Below are 20,740 nucleotides of genomic sequence, written 5' to 3' on the forward strand. Positions count from 1 at the left end.
CGACTTCCTAGTAAAGGGTTGAGTTGAATAGTTGAATCTGAACCGTTTCGCCCACTTCAACTCGGCCGCGTTCACGTTCCAAGACAACAAAACAGTTCGCTAGGCTCATTGAGCGGAATGCGCCAGAGCTTTGGTTACCGGTTGTTTCAACCACAAACTTGCCATCTTCCAATGTGTAGATACCACGTTGGTAATCGGTACGACCTGGCGCTTTCTTAAAGGCGGTTTTGGTTGTTGCTGGAATAGACTCGGGTGCTTTCCATTCGGTGTGGCCTGCAAGTTTTGCCAGCATTGGTTGAACAAGCACGTACATAGTAAGAACTGCAGAAACAGGGTTACCCGGAAGACCACAGAACCAAGCAGTGCTTAGCTTACCAAACGCGAAAGGTTTACCCGGCTTGATTGCTAGCTTCCAGAAACCGATCTCACCAAGTTCTTCAAGAATGTCTTTTGTGTAATCCGCTTCGCCAACGCTGACTCCACCAGAGGTAACAACGACATCAGCCAACGTTTGTGCTTGTTCAAAGGTCGCTTTGAGCGTTTCTGGGCAGTCGGGGATGATGCCTAAATCGACGGCTTCACAACCAAAGTTTTCAATCAACGGTTTGATGCCGTAACGGTTGCTGTCGTAGATTTGACCTTTGTCTAACGGTTCGCCTAGTGGTTTAAGTTCATCACCAGTAGAGAAGAACGCAACTTTGGGTTTACGCACTACTGTCACATGGCTTATACCAAGAGACGCAATCATCGGAATATCGCGAGGTGTTAAACGTGCACCTTTTGCCAGTACGATGTCGCCTTGTTTGATGTCGTCACCTGTTGGGCGGATGTTGTTTTGTGGCTTCACGTCGGTTTGGTTGAACTGAATGCCAGCATCTGTTACTTCAGTGTTTTCTTGCATGATAACGGCATCACAACCCTGTGGGATTTTTGCGCCAGTCATGATGCGAACACAGGTACCTTGAGGCCATTCACCTTCAAAAGGTTGTCCTGCAAATGATTTACCTGCCAGAGGCAATACAGAAGATGACTCAAGATCTTGAATGCGAATAGCGTAGCCATCCATTGCTGAGTTATCGAACGGCGGTACGTGGATAGGAGACAAGATATCTTCTGCCAGTACAAAACCGAGTGCTTCAGCAAGTGGAAGAGAAAGCGTTGTTTGGATAGGTTTGATTCGCGATAACATTTTGTCCATCGCTTCTTCAATTGGCATCAAGCCAGGTGCGTCGCAGCAGCCCATTGAGAAAATCCTGTGTTCTTTTGTTTTGTGGCAACTTTACCATAAAAGGGGACTGAGTAAGAATGTCCACCTATAAAATATGGGTGTAATTATTCAAAAATCCGAGTATCCTTGTCAGCCATCCAAAAGGGGTAAAAAACCTGCGGAGCTCAAGAAAATCAGCTCAGTACCTTCATCTGATGTGACTTGGTGTAAAGACACGAACTGAGCAACTCAAAGCGAAAAGTATGAATGCAATTTTGATTGGGTTTGTACGAAGGCTGAAGTAAAACAAAAGAGGAAGTGGAATGTCAGGTCTTAGCGAGTCAGCGAAGTTAGTAAAAGAAGCGCTAGAGCAACGCGGTTTGGAAACGCCAATGCGTCCAAACAACGTAAGTCGTGAAGAGAAGAAAGAGAAGATCGAACACCACATGCGTGAGATCTTAGGTCTGCTTCAACTTGACCTCACTGACGATAGCCTAGAAGAAACCCCTCACCGCATTGCTAAGATGTACGTTGACGAAATCTTCTCTGGTCTGGATTACTCCAACTTTCCTAAAATCACGGTGATTGAGAACAAGATGAACGTGAGCGAGATGGTTCGCGTGAAGGACATCACAGTGACCAGTACTTGTGAACACCACCTTGTGACCATCGATGGCAAGGCTGCTGTGGCTTACATTCCACGTGGCAAGATCATTGGCCTGTCAAAGATCAACCGTATCGTTCGCTTCTTTGCCCAGCGTCCACAAGTTCAAGAGCGTATGACTCAGCAAATTCTTGTTGCACTTCAAACATTGCTTGAGTCCGATGATGTGGCAGTGACGATTGACGCAACACACTACTGCGTAAAATCTCGCGGTGTGATGGATGCAACCAGCGAAACCACGACAACAGCATTGGGCGGTATCTTCAAAAGCAACCCAGCAACGCGTGCCGAGTTTCTGCACGGTTTACGTTAGGTAACCAAGCACTATTCTAAGAGGATGGCAAACGCCATCCTTTTTTTATGCTTGTTTAGAAAATGACTTCATGATTTCTGGCCAATACATTTTGACGTAACCTGCCGATACCCAAACAACCAATACAGTCGCGATACTGAGCTCTAGAAAACCAAAGTCGTGCAGCCAGTGCCAGTGAGGGTGCGATTCGGCAAAAAAAGAGGTTAAGCGATGCATTGCGATAGCGCTGATCACGGAAGGAAAGGTTACTGCCGCGATAGAAGGTTGAAACTTCAAGCGAAGTAAGCGGAAGTAACATAAGTAGATCAATAAAGTCATAGTGATGGCGATCCCTGCCAATGCGCCTGTTAGTATCGGATCAGGTAAGGGAAAGTTCACCAAGTATGCTGCTAATGACAAGTTTACCGGCGCGGCCATAATCGCGAGGGTCGGTCTTGCTCGCCTTGGTAGAGAGCCGAAAAACACTAAGCGATACAACACGAGTGGCAGCATGAAGAAATAAATGCCGATGCACATCATCGCTAATGTTTCGGAGAATAAGTTGTGACCTAGTTGAGAACCGGCTAGTGAACTACTGATTAGCCCCACCGGATAAAGAAACCAACTCGGTACGATATTGGACATTTTGAAGTTCATTAGCTGAAAGCTAAAAAACAGCACCATCATAGTAAAATGCAGCAAAAGCGCCATAAACCAAAGTGGATAAGCGATGATAGGTGCTACAGCGGCAAGATAATCTGCAAGGATCAGTAACGCCATACTCATTGGTGCCATTAAACTACCACTCAGTGGGTGACGAATGTCGACCATGAATAATCGTGGATTCGCGGCATATTTTATGAGTACAGGGGCGAGTAAAAGTGCGCCGAGTGACGCCAAAAATGGGCGTATCGGTTCACCAATCTCAGGAACATAGAGTGCCCAAGCTTGCCCTAAACCTATCATACCTAGTGCCAACGCGGCTTGAGACGGCGGGACACTATAAAACTGCACAAGTCTTCTCCAGTTCAAATCTACTCCATTTGATTTTTGCCTGAATGAAACAAAACATGACGATTTGGATGAAATGCTCTATTTAAGTAGCGAATACTAACAAGTATGGAGAGGGGTTTCTCATGAAAGGTGGTGAGCAAATATCAGAGAATGATAATTTTGTGAGTTTGGTATCGAATATTTGGGAAAAGATGTAAAAATGCAGAGTTTATCGCTCCAAACCCTTCGATAGTCTGGAGCGAAGTGATAACAAAGAGAATGTTATGTTGATTGATTCTCCGGTAGATCCTGTTGGCGTAACTTTTCGTTTTTGATTGTGCGATGCAGCAACTGGCTGTAAATAGGTTGTCCACCCAACAATTGAGCAATAATCACAGCGCCCAAACAAGTAATGATCAATGGCAGGATTAAGTAGTAGTTATTCGTCATTTCAATCACTAACAGAATACCTGTAATCGGTGCACGTACCGTTGCAGCAAACAGGGCACCCATGCCCGCAATCGCAAATACACCAGGCTCGATATCAAGCGCAGGGAGCAAGACATCAGCACTTGCTCCGAACGCATAGCCAAATAAGGTTCCCAGAGCAAGCATAGGTGCAAAGATGCCTCCCGGCGCACCAGAACCAAAACAGAGCAGGGTTGTAATTACACGACCAAAGAAAAGCAAAACTAAAATAGATACCGAGTAGTTACCGTTAGTAATGTCAGGAATAAGGCCGATACCACCACCAGTTAGTTGGGGTACGTACAAAAGAAGCAAACCAAACACGCCTCCCAGTAGCGAACCCACAATCAAGTAGCGCTTACGATCGTTTTTGTGAATTGCGACAAAACTGTCTTGTGCCACGGTAATCAGTTTATTGAAGATCACGCCAAACACGCCAAACAATGCGCCAAGCAATAAAAACAGCCATAGGGTTTGAAGCTCTGGCGACTGGTATTGCGGCATAGTGATAACGGCGTCTTGCCCGTTGATGGCGCGAAACACTATGTTCGCCATAATGGCAGAAATGATCACTGCGCGAATTGAGATCAAAGAGTAGCGAAACTGAGGTCGCATTTCCTCCACAACGAACATAATGCCTGCGAGTGGGGCATTAAAAGCCGCAGCCAAACCGCCAGCAGCACCAGAAGCGAGCAGGGAGTGGCGGGTATCGTCATCCTTTACCCGGAATATATCGGTCACCATTCGACCTACAGCACCACCCATTTGAACGGTTGGGCCTTCACGACCCAGCACCATACCTGAGCCAAGTGCGCCCATGCCGCCGAAGAATTTTACTGGTAGAACTCGCCACCAGCGCACTGGACGAATATTATCCATTGCCCCTTCGATTTCAGGAATACCAGAACCTGCCGCTTCTGGCGCAAAGCGGTGCACAAGAAAATAGCCAATAAAAGCTAAAAGTGCGCTAATGAGAACCGCTGCCAGCCACAACGGTAGAACATTACCAATTTCGCTTCTTAACCATTCTGTTCGTGTTTCAGAAACGAAATGAACGGCAAGCTCGAAATACGTACCGACAAAACCAGCCAACGTACCCACAATGGCGGCCATAATGAGAACAGAAAATGGTGTTGACCCTCGAGAGACAAACTGGTTAATCGCATCTTTCGGTACGTGCGCCAACACAGATTTCACAATTCTCTCGCGTTTGGTCATTAACAAGCTCTCCTGTTGCTGGGGGAAGGGACGAAAGAAAGTATACGCTTCGCAGAGTCTAGACCTAATCAATAAAGATGCAATTTAGCTTTTCACTATTGAGTGTTTGAAGTGTCGCGATATTATTCATTCACTCAGATTGTGCTATTGCTCTCATAATTTAGGGTAAAAAACTTGTTTTTTGAGAAAAATGAACCATGCTTTAAATGTAAAGCAACATGACTGCTTCAGAAGGAGGGATGTGAGGTTTTACACACAATTTGGATGGATTCAAACCCTACGGTAAGTCCTCGTTTTATGTTCGGGATGCATCAATAGACATCGCCGATTCGCACACTCACGATTGAGTAACGAGGTAGAGGCGCACGCACATGTGCGCCTTCTTAATTTCTGCGTCATAACTTTCATCACCACCTACAACTATTTTTCTCTTGAACATTTTCTTGCAGTTAGTAATGTCTTAGTTCGATGTCAACCAACTAGAGCAGTGCATGCGCTTTTATCTTCGACTCTTACTTTCTTTATGTTGTTGTTCGGTAACGTTTCCGGCACTTTCAACGCCGAGCTGGTGGCAAGACACGTTGTCAGCAATGCCATATTCCAATCTAAAAGAACGTATAGAAAAAAGTGGAAGCTGGTATGGTTGCGAAGTGCAGCTGCGAGACAACTCAACGTTTATCAGCGCATTTTGTTTGGATGATTTTTCGTACTACCACCAGCACTTGTATGGTGAAGTGATTTTGAGAAGAGAAAGTGCTCAGTTCTCGTTTCTCACTGAATACGAGTGGCAGCGTCTGAATGACTTACTTCTCAACTTAAGAAAGGATGGGTTAGTTTTACGTAGAGTTACTATCGGACAAGAACACTATGATGTCGTTGAAGCTCTGGAAAAGAAATCTTCCGAACTTGTCGATAAAGAAGTTATTTTGTTGATGAACCGCTATCCACAAGAAACGATTCGAAGTTTGCTTTGGGTAAAACCGGACGAGTTTCTGACGCCATCACCGTCCTTAAATGTGCAATTGCGCAGTGATGGCGAAATTATCGAGGTCAAAGTGACTCGTTTTTAGATTCTTTATGGAGAGATAGGAAGGTCGCCATTGCTGATTCATCCAAAAAACCATCCGATTTTTTGTGAGCGCGCAGGTATTGATAGCCTGCGATTAGCTTGCGGTGTAGCTCTTCTGCATCGTCTGACAACGGCTGATTCATAACGTGTTGAAAGGCAAGTTTGTACGCATCCATATCCACGACTTCAGCACGGCGATATAAATAACCACATCCCGTTGCTAACCATTCAAGAGAGCAATTGGCGCGCATTGCAATTTGATTTGCTTTAGTTAGGCTAGGTTCACTGCCTTTAAGGTATTTGCGTATTAAAGCTTCAGACACATCGACGCGTCGTGCGAACCCGCTGATGCTTTCTTCTCCGATCAGGGTGGCTAGGCGTTGGGCAAAAGACATATTTCGTACTCCAGTTCGAATTGCGAAAGTTTACCCGTTGAGCCGGTACGAAAACAAGACTACGATGAATGCAGATCAATTGAAGGAGAAAACCCATGGTTGCAAAAGTAGTAACTGCACCAAAAGGCCCAGAGTTCTCAGAGCTGGTTCAAGGATATTGGCGTGCAGTTGAGTGGGGAATGACGGCTCAAGAGCGTTTGTCATTTCTTAAGCAACACGTTGAGTTAGGCATTACGACAGTCGATCACGCCGACATCTACGGTAATTACGAGTGTGAGGCGTTGTTTGGTGAAGCGTTAGCTTTAGACAAGAGTGTTCGTGAGCAAATTCAGATCGTGACGAAATGCGACATCAATTTGTGTGGCGATAAAACGCCAGAGCGTAAGATCAATCACTACGACACGAGCTCAGCACATATCTACCAATCGGTGAATAACTCGCTAGAACGTTTGAATGTGGATGAAATCGACGTACTTTTAATTCATCGTCCTGACGTGTTAATGGATGCAGACGAGGTTGCAGAAGCATTTTCTGAGCTTCACAAAGTCGGCAAAGTGAAGCACTTTGGCGTGTCTAACTTCACTCCACGCCAGTTTGAACTGCTGCAATCTCGCTTAGGTAAGCCGTTGGTTACTAACCAAGTAGAAATCAACTCATTTAACTTTGAGGTTGCACACGATGGAACGCTTGATCAAATGCAAATGTTGCGCACGCGACCAATGGCTTGGTCTTGCCTCGGTGGTGGTTCAATTTTTAGTGGTGACAGTGAGCAAGCTGTTCGTGTCCGTAACGAATTAGAAGCAATTCGTGAAGAAGTGGGCGCAGCGAGTATTGACCAAGTAATTTATGCCTGGGTACGTCGTTTGCCATCTAACCCTATTCCAATCATTGGCTCTGGTAAAATCGAGCGTGTGCAAACTGCAGTTAATGCATTGAACATCGAACTTACTCGAGAGCAATGGTATCGCGTATGGGTGGCTTCTAAAGGTCATGGTGTGCCATAGAATTGATATCTTATCGATGAAATTATTATTAAAGGCATCCTCTAGTAGGGTGCCTTTTTAGTTTTAGCGCGTTACTGTTTACCCATTATGGAAATGGAAAGAATGAAATTCGAGCAAAAATGGGCTTTGGATGTTAGCTGCAACTTTTTGCTTACTTTGGGTGGAGGAGTTTTACCCATGTTTGTTTTATGTCACTAAACAGCGAATGTGATGCTTGCTTTTTAGTCATTTTGTTCACTCATTCATTCATATTGCGTATGCTTATCGAATAATAAAGAAATAAAAAACTCGTCAGTTTTCTCGTATTACATGCTGTAACAATCTGTTAGACTCCGGCGCAGATTGTGGAATATAAAAAGGTGATTGAATGTCTTTTCCCGTACTCATCTGTGATGATTCAGCGTTAGCACGCAAACAGATGGCGAGATCACTACCAGCCACATTGAATGCCGATATTACGTTTGCTATCCACGGAAAAAACGCGCTAGAAGAACTCGAAAAAAACGAGTTTAAATTGATGTTTCTTGATTTGACCATGCCAGAAATGGATGGCTTTGAAACACTAGAGCACATGCAACGGTTGGGGGATAAAACTCCGGTGGTTGTGGTGTCGGGGGATATCCAACCTAAAGCGAAAGAGCGCGTGTTCGCACTGGGTGCAAAAGCGTTTATTCAAAAACCGATCGCCAAAGATGAACTCAAGAAGGTGCTTAAAGAGTTGGTCGAGCCAGAACCTCGTCCTCAAATTATCACGCCTGTCTCTATTGAGTTACCGATTTTACGTCGTCGCGATATTTACATGGAAGTGGCTAACGTTTCAATTGGTCGAGCAGCCGATGCGTTGGCGCGTCACTTTGATGTGTTTGTGCAACTACCTTTGCCGAACGTCAATATCTTTGAAGTGAGCGAACTTCACATGGCCCTACGCGACTTGGCGTCGCATGACAACGTATCGGGTGTTTGTCAGGGATTTTGTGGCGAAGGTATTGCTGGCGAAGCGCTAGTGATCTTGAGTGACTCAAGCGTATCTGATCTCAAAAAGTTGATGAAAGTACCAGCAGACAGCGAAGAGTTAGAAGAGCTTGAGCTGCTAATGGATATTTCTAATATTTTGGTGGGGTCGTTCTTAAATGGTTTAGGCGAGCAGTCTGAAGTCCGATTCTTCCAAAGTCCACCAGTACTCCTTGGTCAGCATATCTCAATTGACTCGATCATTGAATCTACAACTGGAGCATTCAGCCGCACGATGACATTCGAAGTGAGCTACAACATTGAAGGGACGTCGATTCGTTGTGACTTGTTGTTTATGTTTGTGGATGAATCCTTGCCGCTGCTTGATAACAAACTGTCTTATCTAATGGAGGAGTTCTAATGTTGAATATGCCAGCAGAGTTTGAACAATTCCATTGGATGGTGGATATGGTACAAAACGTCGACATGGGCTTAGTGGTCATTGATCGAGATTACAATGTACAGGTCTGGAATGGGTTTATGACTCATCACAGTGGTTTGCAGTCTCATGATGCGATAGGTCGTTCTATATTTGATATCTTCCCTGAAATCCCACAGGAGTGGTTTAAATTAAAAACAAAACCAGTGTATGACCTAGGCTGTCGCAGCTTCATCACATGGCGACAACGACCTTACTTATTTTGCTGTCGCAATGTTCGACCAGTCACGCAGCAAGCGGAGTTTATGTACCAGAATGTTACGTTGAACCCAATGCGCACACCGACTGGAAAAATCAACTCGTTGTTTTTGTCTATACAAGACGCGACGGCTGAAGCTCTGATGTCTCAGAATCAATAGCGATAAAAAACTTTCTCAAAAGCCAAGGTCCGCCTTGGCTTTTTTGTATACTTATAATTGTGTTTCCCAATGCGTAGAACGTGAATATGGACTTTAATCTCGCCCTAAAACTCTACACCGCAGAGCAAGTAAAAAACGGTGAAACGCTGGCTGCGCAAATGGCTGGTGTTTCTATGTATAGCTTAATGCAACGCGCTGGTATGGCCGTGTATGAGCGCTTTTTACATCTGTATCCTAAATCAAAAAATATCTTAGTGATTTGCGGTAAAGGGAATAACGGTGGCGATGGTTACGTATTTGCATCTCTTGCGAAACAAGCTCAACTCAATGTACATGTTTTCCAAATTGGTGGTGTATCTGCGCTAAAAGGTGATGCTTTGCGCGCATACCAAGATTGGCAGTCAATCGACGGTGTTAACAATGATTGGGATGAATGGAATACCGCATTGCTAGAGGCGGATGTGATCATTGATGCCATGTTAGGTACTGGTTTAAGCGGTGAGGTTCGTTCGGAGTATCGTCGCTATATTGACCAAATTAATCAAATTCATGCCCCTGTGATTGCAGTCGACGTTCCTTCTGGTCTGTGTGCTAATACAGGTGCAGTTTTAGGTGATGCTATTCGTGCCGAGCATACTGTAACCTTCATTGGGGTTAAGCAAGGCTTATGCACTGGACAAGCGAGAGATCGCGTTGGCGAGCTCTACTTTTGTGGTTTAGGTGTCAATACTAAGTTTGATACTATCGAAGTAGAAAGTGCATTAGGTATTGATCATCAGGTTGTTTCAAGATTAATGCCCAAGCCAAATCCAACGGTCCATAAAGGTGACAACGGGAAGTTGCTTTGTGTTGGTGGCAACCAAGGGATGTCTGGAGCGATTCGTTTATGTTCCTCCGCTGCGATTAGAGCCGGAGCGGGTTTAACTGCCGCAATTACTCACACGAGTAGCCTTATTCCACTGCAGGTTGGTTGCCCAGAAGTAATGAGCCAGAGCATCACCGCTGACTTACTCAGGGATACTGAGAACGACTTAACTAAACGCATTCGCTGGGCTGACGTATTCGTGTTTGGTCCTGGCTTTGGAGATGATGAGTGGGCTTATCAAGCCTATCAATATCTGGCTCAAGAGCAGAAACCTAAAGTTGTTGATGCTGATGGCCTCAATATTCTAGCGATGCTGAGCCAGCGATGCGATGGCACTCTGGTGTACGACAACCATCGAGTGATCACGCCGCATCCTGGAGAGGCTGCTCGACTACTAAATGTAACCATTCAACAAATAGAAAGTGACCGATACTCTGCTGCAAGACAACTGCAAGAGCGTTATGGCGGTGTAGTGGTTTTAAAAGGCGCGGGGACACTTATTTACGATGGAACGAGAATGTACGTCTGTCTAGCGGGTAACGCCGGAATGGCGACGGGGGGAATGGGAGATGTGTTATCTGGAGTCATTGGTGCATTACTAGCCAAAGGTTTACCAATTTCTGTTGCCGCACGTTTAGGTGTGGTACTTCACAGTCATGCTGCTGATATAAACGTGAGTCAGAATGGTCAAATTGGTCTTTTGGCAAGTGATGTCGTTAGCACTCTTCGTACCGCTATCACCCAAGAGCTCTATCGAAATTAATTAGATTTCATGCATTGCTGAGAAAATTGGTCGATTTTTTTGAGTACTGTTTTACGAATTAGCGGGGCATCTTAGTATTAGGTGATTGAGTTTTAGGCAGGTTTGAGAGGTGATGCGTTTTAATTTTTAAGATATGACGCAAAGGTTTGCGCAATAGGTTAACTCAAGTGCTTTCTCAAGTTGTTGATAGTTATAAATAATAAGAGGTTTTGGTGACTTGGGGAGCGTTTTTGATATGCGATTTTCAAGATGGTATCACAAAAAAAATTCAAATATCAGACTTGTAGGAAATAAATCACAGCCTATAATGCTGAAAACCGGAGCGTCTGCCAACGCTCCGGTTTTTTTGTGTCCGAAGAACAGTGAACTCGTCTGCCAACGAAATCACTACGCACTCTGGAATGACACATATACATATGAATCAAGGAATTACACAATGCGTATCGAACAAGAACTTAAGTTAGGTTTTAAAGATGTACTGTTTCGCCCGAAACGTTCTACCCTTAAGAGCCGTTCTCAAGTAAATTTAACCCGCGATTTTACATTCAAGCATAGTGGTCGTCAATGGTCTGGTGTGCCAGTAATCGCAGCAAACATGGATTCGGTTGGTAGCTTTGCAATGGCTAAAGCGCTGGCTGAGCATGGTGTAATGACCGCTGTTCACAAACATTACACGGTAGAAGATTGGGCTGAGTTTGCTAAATCAGCAGATAAAGTAACCATGAATAACGTTATGGTGTCTACGGGAACATCTGACGCAGACTTCCAAAAAACCAAAGACATCATGGCGCTTTCAGATGAATTTATTTTCATTTGTATCGACATTGCTAATGGTTACTCAGAGCATTTGGTCGAGTATGTTGAACGCGTGCGAGCTGAGTTCCCAGACAAGGTCATTTCTGCAGGCAACGTGGTTACTGGTGATATGTGTGAAGAGCTAATCCTAGCTGGTGCAGACATCGTTAAAGTGGGTATCGGCCCAGGCTCTGTATGTACAACTCGTGTAAAAACGGGTGTTGGTTACCCGCAGCTTTCTGCAATCATCGAGTGTGGTGATGCAGCGCACGGCCTTGGTGGCATGATCGTCGGTGACGGTGGCTGTTCTTGTGCGGGTGACGTAGCGAAAGCATTCGGTGGTGGCGCGGATTTCGTAATGCTAGGCGGGATGCTAGCGGGTCACGAAGAGTCAGGCGGCGAAGTGATCGAGAAAGACGGCGAGAAGTTCATGAAATTCTATGGCATGTCGTCGAAGAGCGCGATGGATAAGCACTCAGGTGGTGTCGCTGGCTACCGTGCGGCCGAAGGTAAAACCGTATTATTGCCATACCGCGGTAGCGTTCACGGCACTATTCAAGACATCCTTGGCGGCGTTCGCTCAACTTGTACATACGTGGGTGCAGCAAAGCTTAAAGAGCTAACCAAGCGTACTACATTCATCCGCGTTCAAGAACAAGAGAACAACGTGTTCGGTAAAGAGTAAATCGACTGAATGTAACAAGTGTAAAAGCAACCATACGTTATATCTATAGCAGATAAAACTATACTATATGCAGCTATGAGCCAGAGTGAGATTGATTTCTTACTCTGGCTTTTTGCTTCTCATTTGTTTGCGCTTCAAAATTAACTCTAAGCGATTTTAATAGTTGGTCGAGATTCGACTTGTTCAAACGGTAATGATGTTGTAACTGGCATGAGCTGTAAAACGCTTGAAATCTGACAGTCTCTATTTAACCCAATATAGTCTTTGACATTAGCGACTCGCCAAGTCATGTCTCCGTAAGTACGCAGATAGAACGCGGGTGATTGATGACTGTTATGTCTAATAACGCTCCATTGGGTAATATCACTAAAAAAGACTTCAGGGTTATCGGATGTCTCAAACTCATTCGCCATGATGCCCAAAGGTATATCAACGCGATTAAGTAGCTTTTGTCCGAGTGAGAAGGCTTCGTCGAAGTTAGTTGGTTGTTCGCTTAACTGCTTAATTGCATAGGTTTGTACAAATCGAGACGGCGGTGTTGGGTCGGCGGGTAGACCCATCAAGCCAGCGCCATTGATTGATTGAAGTGGGCCAGGCACTTGGACATGACGTTGCATGGTTGCTTCATTGTTCGGTTCTGGGTTGTAGTTGCGCAAATTGGAAAAATAAGAGAGGTGATTGACATGCCAATGGTAATTTGGGCAGTTAGTCATTACTCCAACATAGGAGTGGTCCACAACCACTTTATAATCATCAAAGTCGTATTCGGTACATTGATAGCGTGCTTGCTGATTTTCCTCTTTGCTGAACATATCGCTTTCTTTGAATGCTCGATAGATATGCATATTACCGTTAAGAAACTCAATGACGGCACTGTCATTATTTGCATCGTGAATCACGAAATGCTGGTCCAAAGCCATGTTGTCACTCTCTGTTTCACCAGTTGAAATAGTCGAGTTAAACACGTAAACGGGGTGGGTGGTGAAGTAGGTCACCATCTCGTCCACAGTATTAAACGTAGACAAGATAAAAGTACCAAACAGGCCGCTGCCTAATGCAAAGGCATCATCAGGGATGTGAGAGGTCGATACATTTTGATTGAGAATGGGCAAGTACAGTGACCCAACAGAAAGGCCAGATTCATTAATGCCATCAGCTGTTAAAAGAGGGTTATTATACCGGGTAATGGCATTGCAGTGTATGAAGCTCAACTCTCCCTGCCAATTTGCTCGAAACTCACATTCTTTACTGTGACGTTTTGGCGGCTGACCATTGAAAACACGGTCGGCTTTTCCGTCGGAAGTAAAGGTCGTAATTTGGTAAGTTTGTTGGGCTCTAAACCAAATCTCGGTCTGAAGGTTAACTGCAAACTCCATGGTTCTAGCGGATAAGGTTTGGTTGTTGCAACCATAATTGATATTAACATCTGTACACATAGCCATGCTTTCCGTTGTTTATCTGAATGATGAATATCCAAGAAACCCTCTGAATCAAATGCTTAGAGATTACGTGGATATAGATGAATTGCGCTTTAATAATGGTTTTAGCCATTGAGATAAGCGCATGCTATTAAGTTAAGCATTCAATAAAAAAACGTCAGTAGCAGTTTAGTATCAGTTGATAGAGTTAAAATAAAAAGTGATGTATTAAGTAAAACTCTTTGATCTTAGAAATTAATAATATATTTATTTTTTCAATCTTGGTTACTCTAGATTTAAAGTTTATTTTAAAAGTGATTTGTATTTATTCGATTATCTTGCAGTGGTGATATAAAGTGAGAACATAAAGTTAACAATTTCAGATTGTGATTGAAAATGGGGAGAGTCTTCAATCCAAATACCGAGAAATGAAACTGCCCGAGAAGTTGTGCAACTGTCTCGGGCGAAGTGATGAATCAGGTGAGCAGCTATAAAGTTTTCTCACAAGAACCGCTAAGTGGTGGAGATATTTTTAAATTATCATTAAAGATTTCTACAACGACGGGGCCTTTATTTTCATCTTTTGCATAGTATGCACAGGACTTGTCCCCAGTATAGGTTTTACCTGCCTTTTTGAAACTGTAATACCAGGAGTCATGGGTAGCGGCACCGGATTCAAAACTAGCAGATTCAGATTGTTCGCCAATATTCAAGTCGAAATGAACCTCCATTTCCGGAGAGTCTTTAAATCTCACATATCCGGTGATTTTATCGTTGGAGTTATTTTTAACGTAAAATGAACCCTTAGTTGTCATAATTTTTCCTCTTTTTTAATTTCTATACGTGATAGAACGGCCAAATGACGTTCTGTTAATATATGCTTTTTAAGATGCATATTGATGTTAAATGATGGTCTTATTAGTTCTAAGGTGATTAAACTTATCCTTAGCGTATTTTTCTTTTATACCGATTAAGTCGCGGTAGCTTCGATCAAAATAAACGCTTGTCGGAATTGCCGGATCTTTAAAGCTGATGAAGGCACCATAGGTTCCCGGTATATCAGCTTCTCTGGCTTTATCAATCCAGTCCATGGCTCTGTTTACATCAACAAGTACTGGGTTATTTTGTAGTTCTAGTTTTTGCTTTATCTCTTCATTCCACCAGGTTTGGTATTGGACTGTATATTGACACTGGCGGTAGGGGAAAGATATGTCTTCAAGGTCGTCTGAGTGATGATAAAAACCGCCAGTGATCGCCCCTAAGGTTACGTAACTAAATAGCCCTTGATCGCGGTTTTCTGGCTTTATCAAAGGTGAAGTTAAGCTTTGCAAAAGTGCAGTATAGCCTTCTGGTTTAAGACCTCGCTCTGACACCAATCGCGAAGTGATTTTGTGAGGTGCTGGGGCGTCATAATCGGGAGGGAAAGGAGAACCGTTTTGACACAAAGAATCGCGCCCCCATGTGCTCATCAGGGAGTGATCGTATTTCTTCCCGTCAAAGTCAGTGCCATGTGCTTCATAGACTTGAACTAAATCAGGGAAGCAAGCGCCAAATTGAACGGCTATAAATTGGTGAAGATCTTGTTCTGTTCCTTCCCAGTAGCCATACATGGTGCAGTGATGGCTGATGGTTTCAATATCACAGTGGTTAGATGATTCAGGCAGAGCATCAATTTGCAAGTTGGTGCCAAGAAGTTTAGGCGTATCGAGGCTTTTTATAGCCTGCTCCCAATTTTTTAGCACATCTATGGTAGGGTGCGTTGGTATTGGCTGAAGCATACCGTTGATTTTTGGATAGAGGTTCCACTGAAGCTCGAAGCGGTGGATCTCTTTGGGTAAAGGGAATGTTTTTACGCGTAGCTCGGTAACAATGCCATAGCTCATGCCTCCGCCGCCTCTTAGTGCCCAAAATAGGTGAGGGTTGGACTCTGCTGAGACTTCTGTGATCGTACCATCACCCAATACCACGGTTGCACTCACTAGGTGCTCACAACACATGCCGTATTTTCGCGTCCAAGGGCCCCATCCTCCGCCTTGAATATAGCCAGTCAACCCAACTGTGGCACAGGTTCCATGTGCAATCATTCGATCATGCTCTGCAAGTTTTGGTGTCAGTTGATAGAAGCGATAGCCAGCACCAATGGTGGCAATATTGTCACACAATTGGAAGGTCTTAATTCTGCTCACGTCAATCAAAATGACGTTGTCACCACTGCATTCACCTGCGTGATCATGCCCTCCTGAGCGAACACGAATCGGGAGATTGAATTGAGTTGCTGTTAGATAGGCTTGCTGAACTTCTTGCGTACTTTCGCACATGACAATGACAAAGGGTTGGTGTTGATAGCGAGTATTGAAGATGAGTGACTCGACTTGATATTGGTTCAAACCGGGAACCGGTGAAACCGTGTTTTCAAGAGGTGTCAGTAATCGTTCTTTAGGAAAACCGCACTTATCCATTTTCTGAATAAACAGTTTGGCATTATTGACTGAGATTGAGTACGCGCTAAGTACAGCGAGGCGTTGTATTTGAGGGTTAGGGTGCTGTTCTACCACTTGGTTTTCTTTCGTTCCCTGCATCCATTCATGTTCCATTATTTTTTCCATTTGGCTTATGTATTGAATAGTTGTTCAAATATTAAACCAAATGCATACATTCACCATATCAGTTTGGTATCAGTTGTTCTGTACAAATCGCCAAAAGCATCAGCGAGAGAGCAACAATATCTGGTTGATGAAAAGAACGATCGGCATCTGCGTGACCGTGGATAATTTATGTAGTCAAGTAGATCTGAGCCTAAATTGATACTGAACCAGAATGACGTGTTATCTACATTGAATGGGTCACTAACGACAATAAATTCAGTTGGAGAACACAATGAAAATGGACTCAAAAGAATCACAAGCAATTTTTACTGCTCATTATCAAATTGGTAACGGCTTACCTGGAGGAGTGAGCTTCGATGTTAATCTACTCGTGGCCAGCGAAGACAAATCAATAGTGGGTAAAGGACATATCTTTCAGGCCGTTAACCCACCGTTAAATGTGGTGTCTGATCTCAATGGTAGTTTCAACTATCAATGCACGATGGGTGATTGTCATATCATGGTGACGTTGCAGGGCTACCAGCCTTATCTAGGCATTGCTCCTTTAGGAGCTGATCTTCATAACGTAACGCTCAACCTCCTACTTAATGATGATTGGAAGTCAGGCGTGGCATTCTATCGATATAAAAATAGTTCAGGTAAATGGATTGAAGCAGCAAATCAACGCGTTACTCTACTTTTGCCTGAGCATGTTCCTAGCATCGAGAACTTTAAGGTGGAGCAAAATGATCTTGCGCCAGCATAAATCTCATCAGCGATGACACTGTGCCAAAACACAGATATTCGATGGTTTCGAATATCTGTGTTTGACGAGGTAAATCGAGTAAACACGATGACTTGAAGGTGCAATTAATCGACTTTCTTCGTTTATTGAATATTTCATGGTTGAGTAGATGTGGAGAGCCAATGGTCGAGCTCATCAACACTTATTTGAGCCTGATTCAGTTGATGCTTACGCGCGGCCTGATTGAAGTTTAACAACTCAGAGACGGAGCTGGACTGGTCGAGTAAGGCAAGCATCAGATTCGCTTGTTCAATATAAAAATCACCCCATGGATGCGGATCTTCTTGGGTGAAGTTAGACAGCTTATCGCGATATTTTCGAAGTAGTGTAGGCTGCTTATACTGCCACGCTACTTGGATTCCTTGTTGGTAAAAGCGTAAATAATTATGACCAACACAGGTAGATTCTAGCCAAGCCTCACCAGTGCGCAAAGCGGAGAGGGCCGTTGATTCATCGCCACAAATAAGTGCCTTGGTAGATACGAGCCAAGGACCAATAAAATTGTGTAGCTTATTGATATGAACAAGATCTAGAGCCGTGTCGATGTCCGAAAGGGCTTTCTCCTCTTTTCCCTGATACCAGTGCAATCTTGCACTGGACTCCAAAAGAAAAGCGACAAATCGATGAGCATTAAGCTGTTTTGAAAGTTGTAGAGCGGTCGAGATTTCGTTTTCAGCTTGCACCAAGACATTACGGTCGAGAAAGATCCATGCAGCCGTAAGCCTAGAAACAATTTCTGCTCGGCGGTTTGCCGTGAGATAGGCAAGATTCGAGGCATGCTGAGCCTGCTTTAGTGCTTCGTCAGATTGCAGTTGATAGATCATCACTGTTGCCAGCATGTAGCGATTGGCAGTTTCAATCGAAAGCAACTGATGCTCTTCACACAGTTGCAAACACTCGGTTAAGTACTCGTATGAGCGAGCCATTTTTCCTTGTGCGTAGGCACAATCACCGAGGCCGCCAAGCGATTTTGCTTTCGCGCGAAAACAGTTTGCTCGTTGACTGTAATCTAATGCAAGTAAATGTTCTTTCTCACATTCGTCTAGCTGCCCAGTGGGGAACAGCATATTACCTCTCATCGAGTGAATTTCACACAAAGATTTATTTAACGTCAGCTTTTCGCACAGGGCTTGGGCTTGGTCTAAAATCGACATCGCTTGTACAAAGTTGTCGGTTAAACGGTAGGGGTTAATGAGGTCTAAATAGTATTGAACACGTTCAGAATCATTTTCTGTGTGATGAATCGCTTGCTCAAGAACCTCAATACTCTCTTTGATGCGTCCCATCGAATACAGGCAGTTTCCTTTCATATTTAGTGCATACGCCATCTGTGCTTTAGGTGACTCTTTAATAGCGTATTCAATAAGAGTCAGTGCTTTTTCAAATTGATAATTGCTCAGGTAATGTTTGGCGGTCTGGTCAAGAACAGTAAATACACCTTCGCCCTTGGCATGATTGATATGGACTGCATATAAGAACCGATCTCGGTTCTCATACCATTTTGCGCAGGCCATGTGTATTTTTGAACACTGTGACTTGTCTATTTGACGGAAAACAGCATTACAAATCAAATCATGATGGAAAAGGTATTGATCGCCATTGAGTTTTACTAAGCCAGCGTCGACTAACTTATCTGGTACGTAGCCGGGAATTCGAGTGATTTCACGCAGTTGCTCCAGTTGAAAGTACTGCCCCAACACAGATGCAGTACAGAGTGCTTGGCGATCTTGGGCTGGAAGTTGAGCTAATTGTATCGAAACTAAATGTTCCAATGACTCCGGAACGTCTTTATCAAACTGAGAACAAAGTAGTGTTTGGCGTAAGTATAGAGGATGGCCTTTCGCAAGCTTTATACAGTCATTGATATGTTTATTCTGTTGGCATGTGATTGAGCAAGCTAACTCGTAAGACTCTTCAGATGATAACTCCCTAAGTTCGATTAGATTCACGTTGGCAAACCAAGATTGTTTGGAACTAAGTCGTTTTTGCTGCCTAAACGTCAGAAAGAGTAAAATATTGGTGTTTGTAATATAAGGTAGCAGTGTCTCAAGAAATGCCAACATTACCTCGTCGGCCCAATGGACATCTTCAACAATAATCAAATGCGGTTTGCTGGTCTGCCGTTGTTGAATTAAGAAAGGGATAGATTGCTCTATCGTTTGTTTCAGCGTTTGGAACTCCATTAAGTTCAGCAGCTGTTTTTCTGATTCGTTGAGTGTTACCCCCATTAACCAATAAAGGCAGAGATGGAAAGAAGAGGGAATTGATGACTCGACAGTCTGCTGACGAATAGAATCATCGGTATCTTCACGAGTAAATGAACAAATTGCCCGAGTGAATATATTTTGAGGGGACAAGAGATCAGCACTGCCATGATTCAGGATTTGAATCTCTGTGGTTAAACACGAAGAACGACTCAAAGACGAAATGACCTGGTTGAGTAGGCTGGTCTTTCCTATCCCTGCGGTACCAGTAATACAATACGTTTGGCCTGCTTCTTGTTTTTGCCATCGCTTGATTCCGCTATTCAATGTTTCTAGTTCAAGTTTACGCCCTACGAAACAGTCAGTATGGTTTTGGTGTAAGGATACAAAATGCCAGTTGTTGAAGTCTGGCTCTCCTGTTAGAAAAGGTTTTATTGGTCTGGCACAATTGGACGAGATAAAGCAAGGACAAGCAGCTATTTCTCCCCAAGGGATTTTAACTAGGATTTCATTGATTGGGGTTATCGCATTCGGATGTTCCGATAGCTCAGTGATTCGATGCATGTATTTCACATTGATAAAAGACCGAATCGAAGCCGAAAGAGCAACCTTTAATTGAAGGGCTAGTTGTCGAATTCGCTCAAAAATATATTCGTCCGATTCCTGTAAAGACCAAGTAAGAACAAACGTTCGGTTTTGTATTATGGGTGTAGTGTTTTGGCTGAGAAGTAAGGTTTGCAGAGCCTTTGCGGTCAAATCACACTTTGCTTCGATTGCAAAAATAAAAAAATATGGTGGTGATGAAGATACATTTGTAAATAATGGTTCTGAGGCCCGATCTATTAAAAGGTCCTCTACGGGGACAGAAAAGTATTCCGCGAGATTGGATGCGGTACGATACAGCACATTCGCCCCAGACTCTGCTCGCTTTATAGAAGCAATAGATACGACAAAACCCTGTTGAAAGCATTCTTCCGCCAGTTTTTCTTGGCTCAGTCCTAATTTCTTTCTCAGTTCTTTGAGTCGTAATACGTTGAGTGGAATTCTTCCATCCCTATTTGCCATATTTCACTCCGTTGTAACGTATAGCTTTTCCCAGTAAACCTGAATCGATTGGATATGTTGAGTGAATAAATTTATCTTATTTCACCACATATATAATACTAGTAGTTAAAATGTTATACACGAAAATGAAATGGGCATTTTAATCTTCAGACCACCTTAATTCATTGTTGTATTAGTGGTGTTTTTGTTATTAATAATTTTGATATTTATCGTTGTGAGTTCATGTTTTTCTTAATAAGTTTTTTGAAATATCTTTAAACTTATATCTTTTAAAAGATTGCACACTTTCAACTTATATTGGACGGCATTAAGCTTTAAAAATTAAATCCTTTAATTTTAGAGATATAAATTGACAATCTTATTTTTAGTGTTTTTTTTGATCTCTATTCTGGCTAACTAATTTTTTCTAGTCTATAAATCAAATATCGGCAATTTC

The 20,740-nt window shown here is 43.4% G+C and carries 16 protein-coding genes; 8 read left to right on the forward strand and 8 right to left on the reverse strand.

The annotated features are described in order from the left end of the window. Window positions 1-7: 7 nt before the first annotated feature. Window positions 8-1,243 (reverse strand): molybdopterin molybdotransferase MoeA, encoded by a 1,236-nt coding sequence (gene moeA / locus R7E29_RS06645; protein ID WP_054576110.1) that lies wholly within the window; start codon window positions 1,241-1,243, stop codon window positions 8-10. 287 nt (window positions 1,244-1,530) lie between these two features. Here moeA and folE point away from each other — a divergent pair, with 287 nt between their 5' ends. Then, entirely contained in the window at window positions 1,531-2,184 is a 654-nt protein-coding gene (folE, locus tag R7E29_RS06650) for a GTP cyclohydrolase I FolE (RefSeq protein WP_005373478.1), read from the forward strand. A gap of 45 nt (window positions 2,185-2,229) precedes the next feature. Here the strand turns inward: folE and R7E29_RS06655 are convergent, their stop codons facing one another. Next, a complete protein-coding gene (locus tag R7E29_RS06655) occupies window positions 2,230-3,177 on the reverse strand; it encodes a TDT family transporter (RefSeq protein WP_005373475.1) in 948 nt (315 codons plus the stop codon). Between the two features lie 261 nt (window positions 3,178-3,438). Beyond that, window positions 3,439-4,842 (reverse strand): H(+)/Cl(-) exchange transporter ClcA, encoded by a 1,404-nt coding sequence (gene clcA / locus R7E29_RS06660; RefSeq protein ID WP_005373473.1) that lies wholly within the window; start codon window positions 4,840-4,842, stop codon window positions 3,439-3,441. 491 nt (window positions 4,843-5,333) lie between these two features. On the opposite strand from clcA, the gene R7E29_RS06665 reads away from it, so the two are divergent. Continuing rightward, window positions 5,334-5,912: a hypothetical protein gene (locus R7E29_RS06665; protein ID WP_054576109.1), complete on the forward strand. Its 579-nt coding sequence runs from the start codon at window positions 5,334-5,336 to the stop codon at window positions 5,910-5,912. Here R7E29_RS06665 and R7E29_RS06670 read toward each other — a convergent pair. Beyond that, window positions 5,893-6,306 carry a helix-turn-helix domain-containing protein gene (locus tag R7E29_RS06670; protein WP_005387686.1) on the reverse strand — a complete coding sequence of 138 codons (414 nt, stop codon included), beginning with the start codon at window positions 6,304-6,306 and terminating at the stop codon, window positions 5,893-5,895. The two genes, R7E29_RS06665 and R7E29_RS06670, sit on opposite strands and share 20 nt — an antisense overlap. A 95-nt stretch (window positions 6,307-6,401) precedes the next feature. On the opposite strand from R7E29_RS06670, the gene R7E29_RS06675 reads away from it, so the two are divergent. The 5 genes from R7E29_RS06675 to R7E29_RS06695 all read left to right on the forward strand — a co-directional run bounded on the left by R7E29_RS06675 (window position 6,402) and on the right by R7E29_RS06695 (window position 12,227). Next, on the forward strand, window positions 6,402-7,310 hold the full coding sequence (locus tag R7E29_RS06675; RefSeq protein ID WP_054576108.1) for an aldo/keto reductase family oxidoreductase: 909 nt from the start codon (window positions 6,402-6,404) through the stop codon (window positions 7,308-7,310). Window positions 7,311-7,677: 367 nt separating this feature from the next. Then, window positions 7,678-8,682, forward strand: a complete 1,005-nt coding sequence (locus R7E29_RS06680; RefSeq protein ID WP_054576107.1) for a response regulator — start codon at window positions 7,678-7,680, stop codon at window positions 8,680-8,682. Beyond that, window positions 8,682-9,119 carry a PAS domain-containing protein gene (locus R7E29_RS06685; RefSeq protein WP_005373463.1) on the forward strand — a complete coding sequence of 146 codons (438 nt, stop codon included), beginning with the start codon at window positions 8,682-8,684 and terminating at the stop codon, window positions 9,117-9,119. Before R7E29_RS06680 ends, R7E29_RS06685 begins: the two co-directional genes overlap by 1 nt. A gap of 86 nt (window positions 9,120-9,205) precedes the next feature. After that, window positions 9,206-10,747, forward strand: coding sequence for a bifunctional ADP-dependent NAD(P)H-hydrate dehydratase/NAD(P)H-hydrate epimerase (locus R7E29_RS06690; RefSeq protein ID WP_054576106.1), 1,542 nt, complete (start codon window positions 9,206-9,208; stop codon window positions 10,745-10,747). Window positions 10,748-11,183: 436 nt separating this feature from the next. Then, a complete protein-coding gene (locus R7E29_RS06695) occupies window positions 11,184-12,227 on the forward strand; it encodes a GMP reductase (protein WP_005373458.1) in 1,044 nt (347 codons plus the stop codon). Window positions 12,228-12,373: 146 nt separating this feature from the next. Here the strand turns inward: R7E29_RS06695 and R7E29_RS06700 are convergent, their stop codons facing one another. The 3 genes from R7E29_RS06700 to R7E29_RS06710 all read right to left on the reverse strand — a co-directional run bounded on the left by R7E29_RS06700 (window position 12,374) and on the right by R7E29_RS06710 (window position 16,239). Next, on the reverse strand, window positions 12,374-13,663 hold the full coding sequence (locus R7E29_RS06700) for a linear amide C-N hydrolase (RefSeq protein WP_017635214.1): 1,290 nt from the start codon (window positions 13,661-13,663) through the stop codon (window positions 12,374-12,376). A gap of 470 nt (window positions 13,664-14,133) precedes the next feature. Further along, complete coding sequence (locus R7E29_RS06705; protein ID WP_005373454.1) at window positions 14,134-14,460, reverse strand: hypothetical protein; 327 nt, start codon at window positions 14,458-14,460, stop codon at window positions 14,134-14,136. Between the two features lie 87 nt (window positions 14,461-14,547). Next, window positions 14,548-16,239, reverse strand: a complete 1,692-nt coding sequence (locus R7E29_RS06710; RefSeq protein WP_005373452.1) for an FAD-binding oxidoreductase — start codon at window positions 16,237-16,239, stop codon at window positions 14,548-14,550. Window positions 16,240-16,522: 283 nt separating this feature from the next. Here R7E29_RS06710 and R7E29_RS06715 point away from each other — a divergent pair, with 283 nt between their 5' ends. After that, entirely contained in the window at window positions 16,523-16,996 is a 474-nt protein-coding gene (locus tag R7E29_RS06715) for a DUF1842 domain-containing protein (protein WP_017635215.1), read from the forward strand. Window positions 16,997-17,130: 134 nt separating this feature from the next. Here the strand turns inward: R7E29_RS06715 and R7E29_RS06720 are convergent, their stop codons facing one another. After that, on the reverse strand, window positions 17,131-20,304 hold the full coding sequence (locus R7E29_RS06720) for an AAA family ATPase (RefSeq protein ID WP_054576105.1): 3,174 nt from the start codon (window positions 20,302-20,304) through the stop codon (window positions 17,131-17,133). Window positions 20,305-20,740: the final 436 nt, after the last annotated feature.

It is taken from the genome of Vibrio sp. Vb1729 (assembly GCF_033338655.1).
In the GTDB taxonomy this organism is placed as follows: domain Bacteria; phylum Pseudomonadota; class Gammaproteobacteria; order Enterobacterales; family Vibrionaceae; genus Vibrio; species Vibrio alginolyticus.

Bases quoted from the DNA above. Each gene is read 5' to 3' on its own strand.
- R7E29_RS06700 (WP_017635214.1), bottom strand. From the start codon at position 13,663: ATGTGTACAGATGTTAATATCAATTATGGTTGCAACAACCAAACCTTA.
- R7E29_RS06710 (WP_005373452.1), bottom strand. From the start codon at position 16,239: ATGGAACATGAATGGATGCAGGGAACGAAAGAAAACCAAGTGGTAGAA.
- R7E29_RS06690 (WP_054576106.1), top strand. From the start codon at position 9,206: ATGGACTTTAATCTCGCCCTAAAACTCTACACCGCAGAGCAAGTAAAA.
- R7E29_RS06715 (WP_017635215.1), top strand. From the start codon at position 16,523: ATGAAAATGGACTCAAAAGAATCACAAGCAATTTTTACTGCTCATTAT.
- folE (WP_005373478.1), top strand. From the start codon at position 1,531: ATGTCAGGTCTTAGCGAGTCAGCGAAGTTAGTAAAAGAAGCGCTAGAG.
- R7E29_RS06680 (WP_054576107.1), top strand. From the start codon at position 7,678: ATGTCTTTTCCCGTACTCATCTGTGATGATTCAGCGTTAGCACGCAAA.
- R7E29_RS06675 (WP_054576108.1), top strand. From the start codon at position 6,402: ATGGTTGCAAAAGTAGTAACTGCACCAAAAGGCCCAGAGTTCTCAGAG.
- R7E29_RS06670 (WP_005387686.1), bottom strand. From the start codon at position 6,306: ATGTCTTTTGCCCAACGCCTAGCCACCCTGATCGGAGAAGAAAGCATC.
- R7E29_RS06665 (WP_054576109.1), top strand. From the start codon at position 5,334: ATGCGCTTTTATCTTCGACTCTTACTTTCTTTATGTTGTTGTTCGGTA.
- moeA (WP_054576110.1), bottom strand. From the start codon at position 1,243: ATGGGCTGCTGCGACGCACCTGGCTTGATGCCAATTGAAGAAGCGATG.
- R7E29_RS06720 (WP_054576105.1), bottom strand. From the start codon at position 20,304: ATGGCAAATAGGGATGGAAGAATTCCACTCAACGTATTACGACTCAAA.
- R7E29_RS06695 (WP_005373458.1), top strand. From the start codon at position 11,184: ATGCGTATCGAACAAGAACTTAAGTTAGGTTTTAAAGATGTACTGTTT.
- R7E29_RS06685 (WP_005373463.1), top strand. From the start codon at position 8,682: ATGTTGAATATGCCAGCAGAGTTTGAACAATTCCATTGGATGGTGGAT.
- clcA (WP_005373473.1), bottom strand. From the start codon at position 4,842: ATGACCAAACGCGAGAGAATTGTGAAATCTGTGTTGGCGCACGTACCG.
- R7E29_RS06705 (WP_005373454.1), bottom strand. From the start codon at position 14,460: ATGACAACTAAGGGTTCATTTTACGTTAAAAATAACTCCAACGATAAA.